The organism is Halomonas sp., assembly GCF_029263665.1.
In the GTDB taxonomy this organism is placed as follows: Bacteria; Pseudomonadota; Gammaproteobacteria; order Pseudomonadales; family Halomonadaceae; genus Halomonas.
Genome location: NZ_JAJUFQ010000002.1, coordinates 115386 through 134659, shown reverse-complemented (window position 1 = coordinate 134659; position 19274 = coordinate 115386). Strand labels below are relative to the sequence as shown.

At 56.8% G+C, this 19274-nt stretch carries 19 protein-coding genes; 5 read left to right on the top strand and 14 right to left on the bottom strand.

The window, feature by feature from the left end; genetic code table 11:
* Positions 1-9: 9 nt before the first annotated feature.
* From Q1K07_RS02405 to flgL, 4 genes are all read left to right on the top strand, one after another.
* Entirely contained in the window at positions 10-1146 is a 1137-nt protein-coding gene (locus Q1K07_RS02405; RefSeq protein ID WP_300307255.1) for a flagellar basal body P-ring protein FlgI, read from the top strand.
* A complete protein-coding gene (gene flgJ, locus Q1K07_RS02400; RefSeq protein WP_300307252.1) occupies positions 1146-2345 on the top strand; it encodes a flagellar assembly peptidoglycan hydrolase FlgJ in 1200 nt (399 codons plus the stop codon). Before Q1K07_RS02405 ends, flgJ begins: the two co-directional genes overlap by 1 nt.
* Before the next feature lie 72 nt (positions 2346-2417).
* Positions 2418-4067 carry a flagellar hook-associated protein FlgK gene (gene flgK, locus Q1K07_RS02395; protein ID WP_300307249.1) on the top strand — a complete coding sequence of 550 codons (1650 nt, stop codon included), beginning with the start codon at positions 2418-2420 and terminating at the stop codon, positions 4065-4067.
* A 28-nt stretch (positions 4068-4095) separates the two neighbouring features.
* On the top strand, positions 4096-5355 hold the full coding sequence (gene flgL, locus Q1K07_RS02390; protein ID WP_300307246.1) for a flagellar hook-associated protein FlgL: 1260 nt from the start codon (positions 4096-4098) through the stop codon (positions 5353-5355).
* A gap of 132 nt (positions 5356-5487) precedes the next feature.
* Here flgL and fliR read toward each other — a convergent pair whose 3' ends face one another.
* The 13 genes from fliR to fliF all read right to left on the bottom strand — a co-directional run bounded on the left by fliR (position 5488) and on the right by fliF (position 16824).
* On the bottom strand, positions 5488-6282 hold the full coding sequence (fliR, locus tag Q1K07_RS02385) for a flagellar biosynthetic protein FliR (protein WP_300307243.1): 795 nt from the start codon (positions 6280-6282) through the stop codon (positions 5488-5490).
* Positions 6283-6350: 68 nt separating this feature from the next.
* Positions 6351-6620: a flagellar biosynthesis protein FliQ gene (gene fliQ / locus Q1K07_RS02380; protein ID WP_149286940.1), complete on the bottom strand. Its 270-nt coding sequence runs from the start codon at positions 6618-6620 to the stop codon at positions 6351-6353.
* A 69-nt stretch (positions 6621-6689) separates the two neighbouring features.
* Positions 6690-7391 (bottom strand): flagellar type III secretion system pore protein FliP, encoded by a 702-nt coding sequence (fliP, locus tag Q1K07_RS02375; protein ID WP_300307820.1) that lies wholly within the window; start codon positions 7389-7391, stop codon positions 6690-6692.
* A 65-nt stretch (positions 7392-7456) separates the two neighbouring features.
* On the bottom strand, positions 7457-7900 hold the full coding sequence (gene fliO / locus Q1K07_RS02370) for a flagellar biosynthetic protein FliO (RefSeq protein WP_300307236.1): 444 nt from the start codon (positions 7898-7900) through the stop codon (positions 7457-7459).
* Positions 7897-8406 carry a flagellar motor switch protein FliN gene (gene fliN, locus Q1K07_RS02365; RefSeq protein ID WP_300307233.1) on the bottom strand — a complete coding sequence of 170 codons (510 nt, stop codon included), beginning with the start codon at positions 8404-8406 and terminating at the stop codon, positions 7897-7899. The genes fliO and fliN overlap by 4 nt, the downstream gene beginning before the upstream one ends.
* Before the next feature lies 1 nt (position 8407).
* Positions 8408-9442, bottom strand: coding sequence for a flagellar motor switch protein FliM (gene fliM, locus Q1K07_RS02360; protein ID WP_300307231.1), 1035 nt, complete (start codon positions 9440-9442; stop codon positions 8408-8410).
* Positions 9443-9454: 12 nt separating this feature from the next.
* Positions 9455-9946 (bottom strand): flagellar basal body-associated FliL family protein, encoded by a 492-nt coding sequence (locus Q1K07_RS02355; RefSeq protein WP_300307228.1) that lies wholly within the window; start codon positions 9944-9946, stop codon positions 9455-9457.
* A gap of 134 nt (positions 9947-10080) precedes the next feature.
* Positions 10081-11457, bottom strand: coding sequence for a flagellar hook-length control protein FliK (locus Q1K07_RS02350; RefSeq protein WP_300307226.1), 1377 nt, complete (start codon positions 11455-11457; stop codon positions 10081-10083).
* A 17-nt stretch (positions 11458-11474) separates the two neighbouring features.
* Positions 11475-11933 (bottom strand): flagellar export protein FliJ, encoded by a 459-nt coding sequence (fliJ, locus tag Q1K07_RS02345; RefSeq protein ID WP_300307224.1) that lies wholly within the window; start codon positions 11931-11933, stop codon positions 11475-11477.
* The gene (gene fliI, locus Q1K07_RS02340) at positions 11930-13339 is read right to left on the bottom strand and encodes a flagellar protein export ATPase FliI (RefSeq protein WP_300307221.1); all 1410 of its coding nucleotides are present in this window, start codon (positions 13337-13339) and stop codon (positions 11930-11932) included. The genes fliJ and fliI overlap by 4 nt, the downstream gene beginning before the upstream one ends.
* Positions 13340-13343: 4 nt before the next feature.
* A complete protein-coding gene (locus Q1K07_RS02335; RefSeq protein ID WP_300307218.1) occupies positions 13344-14075 on the bottom strand; it encodes a flagellar assembly protein FliH in 732 nt (243 codons plus the stop codon).
* Between the two features lie 27 nt (positions 14076-14102).
* Entirely contained in the window at positions 14103-15107 is a 1005-nt protein-coding gene (gene fliG / locus Q1K07_RS02330) for a flagellar motor switch protein FliG (RefSeq protein WP_300307215.1), read from the bottom strand.
* Entirely contained in the window at positions 15094-16824 is a 1731-nt protein-coding gene (gene fliF, locus Q1K07_RS02325) for a flagellar basal-body MS-ring/collar protein FliF (RefSeq protein WP_300307212.1), read from the bottom strand. Before fliF ends, fliG begins: the two co-directional genes overlap by 14 nt.
* A gap of 234 nt (positions 16825-17058) precedes the next feature.
* Between fliF and fliE the strand changes: the two genes are divergently transcribed.
* Positions 17059-17382, top strand: a complete 324-nt coding sequence (fliE, locus tag Q1K07_RS02320; RefSeq protein WP_300307209.1) for a flagellar hook-basal body complex protein FliE — start codon at positions 17059-17061, stop codon at positions 17380-17382.
* A 242-nt stretch (positions 17383-17624) separates the two neighbouring features.
* Here the strand turns inward: fliE and ahpF are convergent, their stop codons facing one another.
* On the bottom strand, positions 17625-19181 hold the full coding sequence (gene ahpF / locus Q1K07_RS02315) for an alkyl hydroperoxide reductase subunit F (protein WP_300307206.1): 1557 nt from the start codon (positions 19179-19181) through the stop codon (positions 17625-17627).
* Positions 19182-19274: the final 93 nt, after the last annotated feature.

Sequence of the window (19274 nt, the reverse complement as noted above, 5' to 3'; positions counted from 1 at the left end):
AGGCCCCGCATGCGTAACCCCCTTCATCGTCGTCCCACTCTGACCCTTGGTTCCCTCATGCTGGTGCTGTTGACAGGCCTGATGCTGTTTTCCGCCTTGACCAAGGCCGAGCAGGTCCGTGACCTGGCATCCTTTGCCGGGGTGCGTGATAACCCCTTGGTCGGCTATGGGCTGGTCGTTGGCCTGGACGGTACTGGCGACCAGACCATGCAGGCGCCATTTACCGGGCAAAGCCTCAATAACATGCTTTCGCAGCTGGGTATCACGGTGCCACCTGGCACCAATATGCAGTTGCGTAATATCGCCGCCGTCATGGTGACGGCCGATCTGCCCCCCTTTGCCACGCCGGGACAGCGTCTCGATATTGTGGTGTCTTCGGTGGGCAATGCTCGTAGCTTGCGGGGCGGAACGTTGCTGATGACACCTCTTAAAGGGGCCGATGGTGATGTCTATGCGTTGGCTCAGGGCAATTTGCTGATCAATGGCGCGAGTGCTCAGTCCGCCGGTAGCAGTGCACAGACAGGGCATCAGGCCAGTGGGCGCATTGCGGGCGGAGCGACGGTAGAGCAGAGTGTGCCGTTGTCTCTTGGTGACCAGTACGGTGGCCTGGAGTTGCATCTCAAGCAGGCGGACTTCGGTACTGCCGAGCGCATTGTCAGTGCCATCAATACGGATTTTGGTTATCCCGTTGCTTCAGCGCGCAACGGCGGGGTCATTCTGCTCAATGGGCCGACCAATGCCAACTCCCGCGTCAACTTCATGGCGCAGGTCGAGAGTGTCGATGTGTCGCCCGTACCGCCGCCTGCAAGGGTGGTGCTGAATTCACGTACGGGATCGATCGTGCTCAATGGTGCGGTGACCCTGAGTCGGGCCGCAGTGGCTCATGGCAACCTGTCCGTAGTCATCGATACGTCTCTTGGCGTCAGCCAGCCCGCACCCTTCAGCAAAGGCAAGACTCGTGTGGTGCCCAAGTCCGATATTTCCATCAACGAGGAAACCGGCACGCTACGGGTCGTGGAAGGCGCCAGTCTGCTGGATGTGGTGGATGCGCTCAATGCGCTGGGCGCCACGCCAAATGATCTGATGGCGATCCTTGAGGCACTCAAGGCTGCTGGCTCACTACGCGCTGAACTGGAGATCATCTGATGAGTAGCGGCGTCAGCGGCATTTCAGGCTTATCGGCGACGGCATTGAGCAGTGCCAGTCTGGCCACCGGCAGCGCAGGTCAGGCCGGGTTCGCCTTGGATATCAATGGGCTGGAAAGGCTCAAGACGGATGCCCGGGTGGATAAGCAAGGTGCTGCTGGCGAGGTAGCTCGTCAGCTTGAGGCGCTGTTCATCGACATGATGATGAAGAGCATGCGTGAGGCAGTGCCGGATTCTGGGCTGACGGATTCCCGAGACACTCAGTTCTATCAGTCATTACTCGATAAACAATGGTCACAGGTCATGGCCCGGCGTGGTATTGGCCTGGCCGATCAATTGCTTGGCCAGTTGGGGGCTCCTCAAGCCAGTGAGCGTGCTGAACAGGTGGAGAATCTGATAGCGGGGATTCCGCGTGGTGCCCCCCGGCCGCTGACCAATACCCTGCGTAGTGCTATGGATGAGAGCAGGGAAGAGGTACCCATGCCGCAGAGCTTCCTGGAAGAGCTCGGTGCGGTAGAGCAAGGAATGAATGCTACCCAGGCAAGCATGCAGATTGCTGGGCAGGATGTGCGAGAAGCCCCCGCCCATGTCCGGGATTTCCTGGTCAGGCTGGCAGAGCCAGCTCAGGCGGCCAGCCGAGCCTCGGGAGTGCCGGCTGAGTTGATGTTGGCCCAGGCGGCGCTGGAAACCGGCTGGGGGCGTCGCGAGATTGCGGCGTCAAATGGTGGAAACAGCTACAACCTGTTCGGTATCAAGGCGGGCAGCCAGTGGCATGGTCCCACGACACACATCACGACACATGAAGTGGTCAATGGAACTCGGCAGCGCATCCGCGACGAGTTCCGGGTCTATGGCTCATTCGAGGAAGCCTTCACCGATTATGCACGGTTGGTGACCGGTAATTCCCGCTATGCCGGTGTCGTAAAGGCAGGGAGTGGTGCTGAAGCCGCGAGGGCCTTGCAGCGAGGAGGATACGCTACCGATCCTGCCTACGCTGCCAAGCTGATTGCCATCATGCACACCATGGGGCCTTTGGAAAGCCATGTGACGGCCAGTGATACAGCGGTGGCCCGTGGTAGTGCGTCGGACAAGCATTTATCCGTGGAAAAACCTCATGAGGCTCCGCATTCGTCTTATATGCCTAGTCGTTGGGTGGCCGAGGCTGGTCTTGAATCAATTTCCCCTGGAGGAAAACGCTGAAAAAGTCCGTATTTTCCTAAAGTTCCTCAGTCTCAGGCCGATAGAGATTGTATTGGCGCAAGGAGCTGAGAAATGAGTATTTTCTCCATTGGTCTGAGTGGTCTCAATGCCGCTCAGGTTGCCCTGGGAACCACCGGCAACAATATCAGCAATGTCTATACGCCTGGCTACAATCGCCAGGTCACGGTACTCGGTGAAGGAAGTAGCGGGGCCCAGGGGGTTCAGGTCAATGACATTCAGCGACAGTTCAATCGCTATGTCGCCGATCAGCTCAATGGGGCCACCAGCGCAACCTCGGCATTGGAAACCTATGCTACCCAAGTTGAGCAGATAGATAGTCTGCTTGCCGACAAGGACGCAGGGCTTGCACCGCTGATGCAACAGTTCTTCTCCGCCATGGAAGACCTGGCCGGCGCGCCATCTGACCCAGCAGCTCGTCAAGGCGTGCTGGGTTCTGCGGATACCCTTTCCGCCCAGTTCCGCGCATTCGATTCTTACTTGCAAGATATGCAAGAAGGGATCAATGGCCAGATTCGCGATGAAGTCACCCAGATCAACAATGCCACAGAACAGTTGGCATCACTCAATCGCCAGATAACCCTGGCGCGAGCCAAGCAAGGAGAAGCGCCCAATGCGCTGCTCGACCAGCGTGATCAACTGGTTCAGGAGCTCAGCCAACGCCTGGATGTCGAGCTGACCGTGCAGGATGGCTCCTCCTATCAGATCAGCCTACCCAGTGGCCAGCCTCTGGTATCGGGCACTCAAGCATATCAACTGGAGGCCGTGTCCTCTGCCAATGACCCTCAACGTATCGTGCTGGGATATCACGACCCGGGCGGTGGCCTTCAGATCCTGGATGAGGAAGCCATCAAAGGTGGAAGTCTTGGCGGGGCGATGCGCTTTCGCGCCGAGACTCTGGATCGAACCCAGAACCAGATCGGTCAACTGGCCGTATCCTTGGCCGTTGCCTTCAACGAGCAACACGCTCAAGGCACGACGCTTGAAGGACAAGCGGGAGGCACCTTCTTCGATATTGGTCAGCCACGGGTGTTCTCCAACAACTCCAATAAAGGCAGTGCTGAGGTCAGCGCCTCGTTTGATAATGACAACATCGCGGCGTTGACGGCTGCCGATTATACAGTGACGGTCGTCGACGCGGACGGCAGCCCACCGAAGTTCGACATTATTCGCAAGGATACGGGGAAAGCGCTGGATAGCAGTGACGTCAGTTATGACGTGGCGAGTGGAGAGCTGAGCTTCGCTGGCGTGAAGATCGGCATTGATGACCCGGCGAAGCTTGCGACCGGTGATCGCTTCGAGGTGCAGCCTGTACGGCGTGCAGCGGGAGGCTTTGCCTGTGCGATCGATGATCCAGACGAGATCGCCGCGGGCCTTGGTGGTGGCAGTGGTGACAACGAGAATGCCCTGGCCATGCAGAAGCTGCAGGACAAGTTACTGGTCGGAGGCAGTGCCACGTTCAGCCAGGCTTATGCCTCGCTAGTCAGTGATGTGGGCAATCGCACCAATGTCGTGCAGGTCAACCTGGCCGCCCAACAGGGGCTGAGCGAGCAACTGCGAGCGGTCCAGCAGTCCGAATCCGGGGTCAATCTTGATGAAGAAGCGGCCAACCTGATTCGTTATCAGCAGTATTACCAGGCCAACGCCAAGGTGATTGATACGGGGACTGCCGTGGTGGACACCATCCTTGGGTTGCGTTCCTGAGCCATAGATTGATTGCGGAGAGATTGTCATGCGTATCAGTACCGTCACCATGTTCGAGCAGAGTGTCAGCTCCATGAACCGTCAGCAGGCTGACTTCATGCATCTGAGCGAACAGATGGCTTCAGGTCGGAGGGTCGTCACTCCATCCGATGACCCACAAGCAGCTTCTCGTGCGGTTGCGGTCAGCCAGGCTCAGGCTGCGACAAAACAATTCACGGATGCCCGAGTCAGCGCTCGCAATGCTTTGTCTCAGGAAGAAAGCGTGCTCAACAGCGTCAGTGATGCGATTTCCAGTGCCAAGGCACTGATTGTCCAGGCCGCCAATGGAACGCTCAGTGATGCTGACCGCCAATCGGTGGCCAGTGAATTGCGTGGTATCTATGAAAGTGTCATCGGGCAGGCCAATGCGACCGATGGTAATGGCCGCTTCCTGTTCGGCGGCTATCAGGACGGCAGTGAACCCTTCATCGACAATGGTCATGGTGTCGAATATATCGGTGATGATCAGGTTCGACGTCAACGCGTTGATGCCTCAAGGGAAATGCGTGTTGGAGACAGTGGGCAGGATATCTTCCTCAGTGTGCCCAGCGGAGCAGATTATGTCGCGCAGCAGGGAAGAGTGGATGCCGACGGCAATGTCGAGACCAACAATACCGGTAATGTGACGTTCAAGGGCCCACAGGTGATCGACACCGGTGATCCTGGTTATGGCCAACGCTATCAGGTGGTGTTCGCTACAGATGCCGATGGCAACGCGACGTATAGTGTCCAGCAGCAGGCGGCCGATGGCAGCTGGCAGAGCGCAGGTATCGACAATCAGCCCTATGATCCAAAAGGCACGAGTGTGGAAGTGGGCGGATTGCGCCTGGATCTGCAAGGCCAACCTGCTGATGGAGATGCCATTACCTATGCTCCAGCCAATGAAATGGACACCAACCTGTTTCATACCTTCGAGAAAGCGCTGGCAGTGTTGGAGAATCCGGCAGAAACACCTGCTGAACAGGCGACCATGAGCAACACGCTGAGCACGGTGATGCGTGAGTTCGATGCCAGCCTGGATAATGTGCTGACCACACGGGCTTCGGTGGGGGCGCGCCTCAACGAACTGGATGTTATCGATTCGGTCAGCGGAAACCGTGAACTGAACTATGCCCAGACCATGTCGGATCTGGTCGATCTGGATTACAACCAGGCCATTTCAGAATACAGTTTGCGAAAAGTCGGCATGCAGGCTGCCCAGCAGGCGTTCATCGGTATTCGTGATCTATCGCTGTTCAATTATCTGTAAGAAAGCTCCTGCGTTGGGTTGCTGCTGGCAAGAGGCAGCAGCAATTCAGCAATAGCGGGGTTGCTGTCATCGAAAAGACTGGGAATGTACCGCGAGGGGCTTGTTGATAGGGTCTTCATTGTAAGAAAAGCATTACCGGCTGAGTGGTGCCATGCTGTCCAGTATCCAGCGTATATAGCTGAGTCCTTGGTGAATGTGGTGTTCAAGGAATGGGCCAAACTCTTTCATCAGCGCCATCAGTAGTATCAGTCCAACCGTCAAGGTGGTGGGAAAGCCGATATTGAATACCGTCAGCTGTGGCGCCGCGCGGTTGAGAATTCCCAGTGCCAGATTGATGGTCAGCAGTGAAGCGACCAATGGCAGAGCCAGTAGTAGTCCTGTGGCAAAAATGCTGGCGCTGTAGCGGACGACCAGAATGAAGGCCTCGGGGTTTAAGTGCTGGATACCGATAGGCAGGGTGATGAAACTATTGACCAATGTTTCCAGAACCATCAGATGGCCATTCAGAGAAAGAAAGATCAATAGCATGAACATGTAGAGGTAACGGGACACCACTGTCATGTTGGCCCCGATGGATGGGTCAAAAAAGGTAGCAAACGCCAACCCCATCTGCAGGCCAATGAACTCGCCGCTGGCCTGCACCACCCCGAGCATCACACGCACCGTCATACCGATGGTCACTCCGATGATGACTTGTTCCACAATCAGACCAAATCCCGACCAGGACGATATCGGTATGGCTGGCATCGGAGGGAGCAGAGGCGCAATCATCACGCTGATGGCTGCCGCCAGGGCAACCTTGACCTGGGTGGGAATCGCACCATGTCCCCACAGTGGTGCGCTCAACATCAGTGAGGATATGCGGAAGAAGGGCCACAGGAAGATAACCAGCCAATGCTGCAACTGGCCAGAGGTGAGCTCGATCATTGGTATTTGCCTTGCATGCTCATGAAACCGGCAGGTTCATGAAGCCCAGTATTTATGAAACCCGGTATTTATGAAGCCAGGCCCGGGATCTGCTGGAACAGTTCCCGGGTAAAGCCCAGGATCAATTGCAGCATCCACGGGCCGGCCAGTACCAGCACGGTGAACACGGCGAGAATCTTGGGGATGAAGGACAGTGTCATCTCGTTGATCTGGGTGGCCGCCTGAAACAGGCTAACCAGCAGTCCACTGAACAGCGCAGTCAGCAGCAGGGGGGCGCCCAGCAGCAAGGTTACTCTCATGCCCTGGTGGGCCAGGTCCATCACGAATCCGGGAGTCATGGCGTGTGCCTCTTGAGCATGGAACTGAACGATTCAGGCCGAATTTTCAGCGTCACCTTAAGCCATGCTTTAAACATAGAAACTCTGTGCCAACGAACCGATGATCAACTGCCAACCATCGACCAGCACAAATAGCATCAGCTTGAATGGAAGCGAGATGGTGACAGGAGGCACCATCATCATGCCCAGAGACATCAGCACACTGGCCACGACCAGATCGATGATGAGAAAGGGAATGAAGATGGTGAAGCCGATCTGAAAGGCGGTCTTCAATTCGCTGGTGACGAAGGCCGGCACCAGTACCTGAAATGGGACATCGCTCGATGATTGCATGGGCGCGGTATCTGCCAAACGTGCAAACATCGCCAGGTCGGGTTGTCGGGTCTGGCCCAGCATGAACTCTCTCAGGGGGGCCTGGGCGTGTTGCAGAAATTCCTCGAAGCCGATCTCGTTGGCAGCCAAAGGCGCCCAGGCATGTTGATAAATGTCTGAAAAGACTGGCGACATGATGAACGCAGTGAGAAACAGTGCCATGCCCAGCAGGATCTGGTTGGGAGGCGTCGTTGCGGTGCCCATGGCGGTACGCAACAGGCTCAGCACAATGATGATGCGAGTGAAGCTGGTCATCATCAGCAGGGCGGCCGGCAGGAAGGCCATGGCGCTGAGCAGAATCAAGGTCTGCAGCGACAGGGACCACTTTTGTCCACCATCGGCCAGTGGTTGGCTGATGATGGCAGGCAATTGCTGAGCCATGGTGGGTGAAGCAAACATCAGGGCCAGAAAGAAAACGGACCCGACGAGACGCCGTCTTGAAAACCCCGTGTCGCGTAGAAGGGTCATTGTGCTCGGCCCTTGCTGCGAAGGGGCGCGACACACAGTCGAGCCAAGTGCTCTTGGAAACGGCTGCTGTGGGCGGCCGGGGTGCCAGCCTCTGCAGAAGATGTTTCTGGCTGGGCTTCAAGGGTGTCGAGCAGGGTAATCTGGCTGCCCCCTACGCCCAATACCAACCAGCGGCCCTGAACCTCCATGACCACGACTTTTTCCTTCGCCCCCACTGGCAGGCTGCCGACGATGCGCAAGCGAGCACCTGCTCCTTGATATGAACGGTTTCGACGGCGCAACAGGGCAGCCAAGGTCAGGATCAAGATCACCACCACCGCCAGGGCAAATGTGGTCTTGCCCAGCATGGCCAGCCCTGACAGATCGCTGCCACCGAGAGTGGCGAGGGTCTGGGTCGTTGTTTCCTGGGCGGTGCCCAGTGTAATGCCGGAGGCTGTCATCGATTGAGTTTCTGCACGCGTTCAGAAGGTGTGATGATCTCCGTGATACGGATACCATAGTGATCATCCACCACCACCACTTCACCTTGGGCGATCAGGTAGCCATTGATCAGAATGTCCATTGGCTCCCCTGCCAGCCCTTCCAGCTCCACCACGGAACCCTGAGTGAGCTCCAGCAGCTGCTTGATGGTCAGCCGGGTTCGTCCCAGCTCCACCGTGAGCTTGACGGGGATATCCATGACCATCTCAAGATCACGAGGCCCGGTTGGCTCCTGGTTGATCTGTGCGGAGTCGGATAAGGGGCGAAACACGCTATCTCTTGTTGCATCGTTTCTCGTGTTGCCATCGTCTGTTTCGTTGTCCGAGGCATCGTTGTCTGGGGCATCGCTGTCATCCGTATTGGAGGATGCCTCGGAGGCTTGCTCGGCCATGGCTTCCGCCCAGGGATCATCTTCGGCAAGCGGAGTGTCGGATTCGGCGAGCTCTGGGTTGTTGAGATCAGTCATGTCACGCTTCCTTGGGTGAAAGGCAGGAGTCTTTGACAAAAGTGCCGCCAGGGGCATGGCCGGCGGAATGATTGAACATGTTCAGGACGCGCAGAGCTTTCAGGTCGTGCTGACTACCATATTCACACTCCATCACCGGTACGCCATCGACCCGTGCGGTAACGGTTTCCGGTAGATCCAGAGGCAGAATGTCGCCGATGGCAAGGTGCATCACTTCATCGATGCGTGAGGCGATCGTGGCAAAGTCGGCCACCAGCTCGATAACGGGGTTGCGCAGTTGACCCGCCATGCGTCGATGGAATGTGCCATCCTTGTCACGACTGCCATCACTGAGAGGATTGCTGAGCAGGTCGCGCAGAGGCTCGATCATGGTGTAGGGAATGCAGACCTGAAAGTTCGAGGCCAGGTTGCCGACTTCCAGATGAAAAGTGGTATTGACCACGATCTCGTTGGGCGAGTTAGTGATGTTGGCGAACTTTGACTGCATTTCTGAACGCAGATAGCTGATTTCCAACGGATAGACTGACTTCCAGGCTTCGCTGTAGCCGTCGATGGCCAGTTGCAGCACGCGTTGGATGATGCGTTGTTCGGTATCCGTGAACTCGCGCCCTTCCGACTTGGTCACGAAGCGGCCATCGCCGCCGAAAAGGTTGTCGACCACCATGAATACCAGGCTCGGCGGAAAGACGATCAGCGCAGTCCCTTTCAGCGGCTTCATCGCGATCATGTTGATATTGGTGGGGACTGGCACATTGCGCGAGAAGTCGCTGTAGCTCTGGTATTGCACAGATTCCACGGTGATGTCGGCACTTCGCCTGAGCAGGTTGAACATGCCCATGCGAAAGTGGCGGGCGAATCGTTCGTTGATGATATCCAGCGCCTGGAGTCGTTCACGAATGACACGGTGCAAGGTGGCGGGATCGAAAGGGCGGGCGTGGCTGTGGGTGGTGCTTCCCTTGCTTTCACTCTCATCATCTCCGACGCCCTTGAGCAGGGCGTCGATTTCTTCCTGGGACAGATGATCGTCGTGGGACATGGTAATACCGACCTATTGGACGATGAACTGAGTGAACAGAACCTTGATGATCTTGGCTTCGTAGCTGTTTTCAGCCAGGTCGCTGCATAAGCGTTTTGCGATGTCGTCAGCCAGTTGCTGTTTTCCCTGTGGGGTCACCAGGTCACCGGCTTTATGCCCGGACAACAACTTCAATAAGCAATCCTGCACTTGTGGGAGTTGCTGTTGCAGGGCTTCACGATCGGCTTCGGAGGCCAGCTCCAGCGTAATGCCGGCATAGAGCATGCGCGGTCCATCCGCATCATCAGCCAGATTGACGGTAATTGGCTGGAGGGACAGGTAAACAGGGTCAGCAGGCGGCGCGATAGCTTTATCGGTGATGACCGGTGAATCGCTGGCATGAGGTTGGGTAGCATCAGCCCGCTCTTGCAAGAGCAAGTAGACGGCTATTGCCGTGGAGGCGAGAGCCAGCACCACTATGAGGATCAAGCCCCTTATCAGCCAACGTGACTTTGCCATCTGCATGAAACTCCCCTTCGAGCATTACTGGCGTTGGGCCCCGGGTTGGACACGGGTACATGGAGGCTCAGTATGGCCATGTAGAAGGGGAGACGAAGGTCCGAACAGGGCTGAACTTTGTTGCTATCTCAGGGTTTTGCTCAAGCATATAGATCGATACGGCCATCCATCCTGCTGGCACGGGTATTGGCGCCCTGGGTGGCTTCTGCCACCGAGGTTATTTGAAGGCCTTCGGTATCAGATGTTCCTGTAGATGTGCTGGAATGAGAAGTTTCTCCTTGAGACTGGGCAAACCCTTGGCTACCGACAGAAGTATTGCCTAGTTGGATACCTTGCTCAGCCAAGGCTTCGCGCAGTTGTGGAATGGCCTGTTCCACGGCATGGCGCACTTGGGGGTGAGCCGAGAAGAACTGGGCCTGGGCACCATGCTCGCCAAGACGCAGGTTGATGGATAGCGGCCCGAGTTCGGCGGGGTGCAGGCGCAATTCGACACGATGATCGCCCTCGACCGTGCTCTTTGTCTGGCTGACGCGGGCCAGGGTGGAACTGAGCTGTCCTGGCCAGGCCGGGTGGTTGACGGGCAAGGCAATGCTGGCCTGAAACGTGCCGGCACTTGATGCCCCCGGAAGGCGAGCGCTACTGGAAGTCATGGTTGATCCAGCCGAGGCAAGTCCTGAGTCATGGGAGCTGGCGCTGGGAGGCGTGGACACCGTCTCTTTGTTCTCTAGGCCCCCCGCATATTCTGTACGGGTCATGCTATCGGGTAAGGCGGTGGGTATACGGTTGTCGAAGTGACCCGGATAAGAGGAGGCAGCAGACTTATTGCCTTCTACTGTTTCCACTGGATGCTGCTGTCTGTCATTGAGCGCCTGATGTATTGCCTGTTCTTCACGCCCCGTCAGAGCCAGAACGGCGGGATTCGATGACGCCACTTGCACGACGTTTTCTGACGATGAAGGAAGTGACCTGGCGAGTGGCAAGTCGGGAGATGCCGGGAAAGCACTTGACGATGTGGCAGCGCCCCGGTGTTCCTGACGGGCTTCGATCATCTGGGAAAGACGTTCGCCGGCCTGGTCGAGTGGCCTGACATCCTGACCTGGAGACATGAGGCGCTCATTGGGAAGTATCCCACCGGATATTGGTTCATGGGTGAGTGCTTCATTGGTGAGTGGCTCACTGGAGATTGGCTCGGCAGTGACCGCTGCAAGCCCTGGAACGACAAGTCCGGTATAGGTCGGCGGTAGAGTACTGGCGTCAGTAGGCAAGGCCGAGTAATGGGCGTTCGGAACCAAGTTGTGTTGGGGCGCCAGCAGATCGTCTGCGGAGTCCTTGCTCTTGCCTTCTGGAGGTGTCTCTGAGTCTGTACCGGAAGCGGCAGGTGACACGATAGCCTCAAGCTGTTCGGCAAAGCTTTCACCATTCTGAGGCGAGCGGCCGGCATTGTCTTGCGAAGCTGGCACCGAGGAATGTGTGGTAGCTGAAGAAGTGCTAGGAGGGAGTGCGGGCAGAAGATCCATTTCCAGGCTCCATGGAGTCAAAGTCGGTTAGGCAGAATAGCTTCGCGTTGCTGACGCCCATTGATCAGGTCATCGAGGGTGCGTTGCTCGTGGCGTGACAGGCGATGGGCCTGTTCGTTGGCACGCCGGCTGGTCAATGTGTCATAGGCTTTCAGGCGGCGTTGTTCCTGCTGCCAGCGCTGTTGGCTGCGTTCCACTTTATGACGCTGTGCTTCAACACCATCACGGGCTTTGCATAGTGCAATATCCAGGGAGGCCAGGAAGCGTTGGGTGTTATGCAAAGAGGCTGTGGCGATACCTTGGCGTATCGCGTCATTGAGGGAACGGGCGTACTCCTGTCGGTAGCGTTGCAAGGATTCCAGTTGCTGGCGTGCCTGCTGTTCAGTGTTGCGCTCATTGGCCAAGTGCTGGCCGACCTGATCCCGAGCTTCCCGGGCCAGTTGTATCAGTGTGTCGAGAGGCGTCTTGTTGCTCATGGACTACCTCCAAGGACAGCATTTCCAAGAACGGTATTCAGCGCCTGGCGCGACTGATCGAGGCTAGAGCATTCGTCGATGCGTTGTTGCAGGAATGACTCCAGTTCCGGGTAGCGGCGCACGGCCTCGTCCAGACGTGGATCGTGGCCTGGCTGGTAGGCGCCGACGCTGATCAGGTCACGGTTGCGCTGATAGCGGGACAGCATGCTCTTGAACACCTGGGCCTGGCGGCACTGGTCATCATCGGCAACGGCATTCATGACTCGGCTGATGGATGCCTCGATATCGATGGCGGGGTAATGGCCGGCTTCTGCCAGGGCGCGCGACAACACTACATGTCCATCGAGAATCGCGCGTGCGGCGTCGGCAATCGGGTCCTGCTGGTCGTCTCCTTCAGTGAGCACGGTATAGAACGCGGTAATGGAGCCTTCTCCGACACCGGCATTACCCGCACGTTCGACCAGGCTGGGCAACTTGGCAAAGACGGAAGGGGGATAGCCTTTGGTGGCGGGCGGTTCGCCGATCGCCAGAGCAATCTCGCGCTGTGCCATGGCGTAGCGAGTGAGTGAGTCCATGATCAACAGGACATTCTTGCCTTCATCCCTGAAGCCTTCGGCGAGACGGGTCGCGTAGGCTGCCCCTTGCAGGCGCTGCAGGGGAGAAGTGTCTGCCGGAGCCGCGACGACAACGGATCGGCTCAGGCCTTCCTTGCCGAGGATGTTATCGATGAAGTCCTGTACTTCACGGCCTCGTTCTCCTATCAGGCCGACCACAATGACATCGGCCTGGGTGTAACGCGCCATCATGCCAAGCAGAACCGATTTGCCTACACCTGACCCAGCAAACAATCCCATGCGCTGGCCTCGACCAACGCATAGTAAAGCGTTGATGGCACGAATCCCGACATCGATCTGCTGTTCTATAGGAGCTCTGGCTAATGGATTAAGCTGTGGTGTGGACAAGGGAGCCCGGGGAGCTTCATCCAGGCTGCCGAGATCATCCAGGGGGGTACCGCTACCATCCACCACTCTTCCGAGCAGTGTTTGCCCCAGGGGGAAACGCCGGGCACTACCGGGCGCTCCAGCGCCGAGAGGAAGCACTTTTGCACCAGGCATCAGGCCATTTACCTCGGCCAGTGGCATCAGATACAGGCGTTCGCCTGAAAAGCCTACAACCTGTGCTTCAGCATAATTTGCTCGGTCGTCTACGGCATTCTTCGGCAGTTCGATCCGACAGCCATCACCCAATGCCACCTGGATACCTACCGCCTCGATCACCATTCCTGTGGCTCGCACGACCCGACCGCTGATGCGCTTGCTTGGTAATTTTTCGAGGCGTTGGGCAACGGCATTCAAAGCTTGTTGCCAGCGCTGCTGGTGAGGACATGTCAGTGTTGTATCAGGCATGGCATCAGTCATTCGGTGACGGTTGGGCGCTGTTGCTGCGCCTGCGGACTTGTGAATTCACTGATTGCCAGCGCTGTTCCCAGGTGGCATCGATTTCGCCATATTCGCTGGTAACCCGGCATCCTCCGCGGTGCAGGCTGTCGTCTGCTTTCAGGGTCCAGCCGGCGCTTGCCAGGGTGTCCCCCAGATGCCGCTCGACGAGCGTGAGGTCCTGAGGGTGCAGCCAGAGGCGCTGGCTACCGACCAGTGGTGGATCGCTACGCAGTAAGTCTTCAACCACTGACACTATCTGGCGTGGACGTGCCTTGAGCGCATCTCCCGCGAGCTGCCGACCCGTTGCCAGAGCCAGGTCGATGAGTTGCGCGGCAATGGCAGTGTCCAGATCCTGCAAGGCGCGGTGAAAGTTTTCTATCAAGTCAGATAGCGGACTCAAGACCTCATGGGCCCGCTTTTCCAGTGCTTCGGCTATCTCGGCATCCGCCTGACTTCGCCCCTTGGCCAGCCCTTCATTCATTCCCTTCGCGAAGCCCGCTTCATGGCCCTGGGCATGTCCCTCACGACGGCCTTGTTCAATACCTTGCAACCAGGCCTTGTGATATAGCTCGTCGGGAGAGAGAAGGACTTCGTCACCGTCATCGCAAGATGGTTCGCCAGCGGTGCAGGAACGCTCGACGGAAAGCTCGTCCATGCACCATGGACGCCAGGTGGAAGGCGTTGCGATGGGTTGATGGCTCATTCTGAGGACCTCGGTGAATGGATGAGGTTACACATAAGCCTCGTCACCTCCACTGAGGACGATTTCGCCACTGTCGGCCAGACGGCGAACAATCTGAAGGATGGCTTTTTGTTCGGTTTCCACCTGCGAGACCCGAATCGGGCCGCGGGAATCCATTTCTTCCTGCAGCAGGTCGGCGGCGCGCTGGGACATGTTGCGCATGAACCTGGTCTTGAGGTCTTCTGGTGCGCCCTTGAGTGCTACCACCAGGCTATTGTTGTCGATCTCCTTGAGCAGCAACTGGATACTGCGGTCGTCCAGGTCGACAAGATTCTCGAACAGGAACATTTCGTCGATGATGCGTTGGGCCAGTTCTTCGCTGTGGGCGCGGACTGTATCGATGGCTGCGCTTTCCTGGTTGGAGTTCATCAGGTTGAGAATCTCGGCAGCGGTGCGCACCCCTCCCATCTTGCTGCGCTTGAGGTTCTGGCCATCGAGCATATTGGTCAGCACCTCAGTGAGCTCTTGCAGAGCGGCAGGTTGAACGCCATTGAAGGTGGCGATACGTAGTACGACATCGTTACGTAACTTGTCGGTGAAGAGCTCCAGCACATCGGCAGCCTGATGGCGCTCCAGGTGAACCAGTACCGTGGCAATGATCTGCGGATGCTCATCGCGGATGAGTTCTGCCACCATCGATGGATCCATCAAATTGAGGGCATCGATACCCGTACTGCCAGCGGTGCTCTCGAGTACGTCTTCGATCAGGCTGGAAGCCCGTTCGCTTCCCAGAGCCTTGGTCAATACAGCGCGAATGTGGTCGCTGGAGTTGAGGTTAAAGCCGATGAACTCTCCTGCTTCCTTATGGAAGTCCTGCAGCACTTTGCGCATTTCGTCATGGGAAATCTGGGTGAGTAGTGTCATCTCCCGAGACAGGTTCTGAATTTCCTTGGCACTGAGGAACTTGAATACTTCCGCCGCGCTGTCCTCATCAAGGGCCAGCAACAGGACAGCACTGCGTCGTAGGCCAGGAGATGCTTCAGGATGGGTCATTGTCGTTCATCCAGCCGCGCACGATCATGGCGACCAGGCGAGGGTCCTCCTGAGCCATTTCGCGCAGTTCATTGAGATGCTGTTCATAGGTCGTGGCTTTGCGCCGGTGCGATGGGGCCCTGGCATAAGTGGCGTCATCTTCCTCTGGGGCTTCTCCATCGTCCGTCTGCTCTATCTCGGAGTCATCCCCTGCTCCCACCTGTGTTTGCAGGTTTGCCTGAGGCGCGGTGGTTTCCAGATAGTGGCGTACCACTGGGCGAAGCAGGCGACGATACACGAACAGGATAGCCAGACCGATCAACAAGTAGCGCCCGATCTCCATGGCCAAGCGTTGAAGATCGGAGTTTTGCCACCAGGGTAGAGGAGCTTCTTCAGGAGGAGTGATAAAGGGACGGTTGACCACCACGAGATCATCGCCTCGATCTTCTGAATACCCCATGGCCTGGCGTACCAGTTTCTCGATCTGGGCTAGCTGTGCATCGTCCAAAGGATGTGGTTTCTGTGTTTCTGTATTACCGCTGGCCTCAGCAGGAGCCTCGTCGAGGATATAGTTGATGACCACGGCTGCTGTCAGGCGCTCAATTTGCCCCTGCTGATGCTGTATATGTGATACCTGATGGTCCAATTCATAGTTGATCACGTCATCACGGCGCATGCGTTCAGACTGAGAGTTGGCTGTGCCTTGCTGATTGGCAGTGGCCTCGTCCTTGGATGCTTCGGTTGGAGAGCTTTCGACAGGAGAAGGTGCCGTGCCGGGTGGCGTGTTGCTTAGGGCGCCAGGAATACCTTTGGCCAGATTCCCCTTGCCGTCGACATCAAGGCTTGTCTGGCGACTACGGACAGCCGCTTCGTTAGGGGGTTGATTGGGGGCAAAATGCTCGGCAGTTTCTTCATGGGCAGAAAAATCGACCTGGGCGGTCACCTGGGCCCGTACGTTATGGGATCCCACGATAGGGGCCAGAATCGTTTCGATGCGCTGACGAAGCGTGCTTTCCACCGTGGCGACATAGTCGAGCTGCGTGCTGTCAAGCCCCTTGCCTTGACCCGCAGGGGAAGAGAGTAGGTGCCCGAGTTGGTCTATCACCGTGACATCCTCGGCAGTCAGGTCCGGGACGCTGGAAGAGACCAGATGGATCATGGCTGCGATTTGCCCATCGCCAAGGGTGCGGCCGGGTTCCAGGGTCAACACCACTGAGGCCTTTGCTGGCTTTCTGTCGCGAACGAATACTGAGTCCTTGGCCAGAGCCAAATGTACTCGGGCGTTGGCCACAGGGCCGAGAGAGGAGATAGAGCGGGCCAGCTCACCTTCAAGGCCACGCTGATAATTGATTTGTTCTGCAAACTGGCTGATGCCAAAGGCCTGGTGCTCCATCAATTCCATGCCAACATTGCCGGCATGGGGCAGGCCTTTCTCCGCCAGTTGCAGGCGCAGGGTGTGGACCTGATCGCCGGGCACCAGCAGTGCGTTCCCACCAGCAGCAAATTGGTAGGGGACACCGCGGCTGTCCAGCTCATTGATGATGGCTCCACCATCAGTCTCTGAGAGGTTGCTGAACAGCACTCGATATGGCGGGCGCGTGGCCCACATGACCAGGGCAACGATCAGAGCGATAGCCATGGCACTACCGATGATCAGAGCGAGCAGCGGATTATTTCGCAGCTTGGTGATGAGCTTTGACAATGGTGCTGATCCCGCTGATTGAATCACGGTGCTCATCGGGCACTCCTGATAGCGGGGAGGCAGTGGTCTTGTGAATGTTCGGATGACATGGAGGCAGTCCGTGTGCGGTAGGCCGTTCCCTGGATCGGGTTCAATGACGATACCCATTATCCGCAGCATCACTGAGGTGAAAGGTTGAAATAGCCACGATTTTGGTGGCCAATTGGGGCGATGGTCAGGATAGGAGCCTGTTAGGCTGAGCAGGTCTTTTTGATCTTCCAGGAAATTGTCATGGCTACTTCCGCAATGCAGTCAGCCTTTACCCAGATGGAGGTTCTGTCCCATCAGGCCAGTCAGATAGGAGGAAGGCAGCAGCATGCTGGAGAGCCTGATTCTGGTTTTGCTGATGCACTGGTTTCCTCGATTCGGCGCATCAATGAGTTGAAGGTAAATGCCGATGCACAGGCTCAGGCTTTCCAGGTGGGTGTGCCTGGTGTAGAGCTGAATGACGTCATGGTTAATATGCAGAAAGCCAGCCTGGCCTTTCAAATGGGGCAACAGGTGCGCAATCGTCTGATCAGCGCCTATCATGATGTGATGAATATGCAAGTGTAAGAGTTCAGCGTTGTAGCTATTAATATACGTAGCTATTGATATACGTGGCTATTGATATAAATGGAAATCGTATGTAAGTGACAATCGTATATGAAAGGTGCATATAAAAAGTGTATATAAAAAAGGCCTGCGAGATATCGCAGGCCTTTTGGCTTGTCTTGCTGGTTATTATTTTCTTTCTCCTCCTCACGCTGCTCTGTGCAATGGGATGTATTCCACAGAGAGGTGAGCGTGTCAGCAGGTTACTGACGAATCATGTAGTCGAAAGCACCTAGCGCAGCAGTAGCACCGGAGCCAAGCGCAATGACAATCTGCTTGTAGGGCACGTGCGTCACATCTCCCGCAGCGAAAATACCGGGGACGCTGGTCATTCCGTGGCTATCCGTGATGATTTCCCCTCGCTCGCTCAGCTTTACCGGGGAGTCCTTGAGCCACTCTGTATTGGGCACCAGGCCTATCTGGACGAAGACACCTTCCAGCTCCACACGCTTCATCTCACCACTGGCGCGCTCTTCATAGCTGATGCCATTGACTCGATTGCCATCGCCATGGATCTCGGTAGTCCGGGCTCCCTTGATGATGTCAACGTTGGGCAGACTGGACAGTTTCTTTTGCAGTACGGCGTCGGCCCGCAACTCGTCCATGAATTCGAACAGTGTTACATGTGCCACGATACCCGCCAGGTCGATGGCGGCCTCGACACCAGAGTTGCCACCACCAATGACAGCAACACGCTTGCCCTTGAACAGAGGGCCATCGCAGTGAGGGCAGTAGGCGACACCTCGGTTGCGATACTCGGCTTCACCGGGAACGTTCATCTCGCGCCAGCGTGCACCAGTGGCGAGTATCAGCGTCTTGGTCTTGAGGCTGGCGCCGGATGCGAAGCGTACTTCGTGCTCGCTACCCGGGCGGGAAGCTGGAATCAGCTCGACAGCTCGCTGGAGGTTCATGATATCCACGTCGTATTCCTTGACGTGCTCCTCAAGTGCCGTCGCCAGTTTCGGGCCTTCGGTTGCGGGTATAGAGATGAAATTCTCTATTGCCATGGTATCGAGGACCTGGCCACCGAAGCGTTCCGCAGCAACACCAGTGCGAATGCCTTTGCGGGCAGCATAGATAGCGGCAGCGGCGCCAGCAGGGCCTCCGCCGATAGTCAAAACGTCGAAGGCTTCCTTGGCACTGAGCTTCTCGGCTTCGCGTTTTTCGGCGCCGGTGTCCACCTTGGCCAGAATCTGCTCGAGGCTCATGCGGCCCTGGTCGAACAGCTGACCGTTGAGGTAGACACTGGGAACAGACATGATCTCTCGAGCTTCGACTTCGTCCTGGAACAGAGCACCATCGATAGCGTCGTGAGAGATCCGTGGGTTGAAAATCGCCATCAGGTTGAGAGCCTGAACCACATCCGGGCAGTTCTGACAGGACAGCGAGAAATATGTCTCGAAATGCAGATCCGCATCGAGTGCCTGGATCTGTTCGAGAACCTCTGGGCTTGTCTTGGGAGGATGGCCTCCAGCCTGCAGTAGAGCGAGTACCAGAGAGGTGAACTCATGGCCCATGGGAATGCCGGCAAACACTACTCCGCTGGGTTTGCCATCACGATGTATGGCAAAGGACGGTACGCGCTTGTCGTTACCTTCCGTGGAAAAGGCAATCTTGTCTGAGAGTGAGGCGATATCACTCAACAGACCGTGGAGTTCCTTGGACTTGGCGCCGTCATCCAGTGTGGCGACCAGCTCAAACGGTTGCGTGACCTTGTCCAGATAGGCTTTCAGCTGTTGCTTCAGAGAGTCGTCCAACATGACAGCGACAATCCTTCATGTTCGGGGAATGAGAACAGACGAACGCCATCCGTGCGGACAGCCGGCGTCTGCATTCAATATCGTATGGGGTGA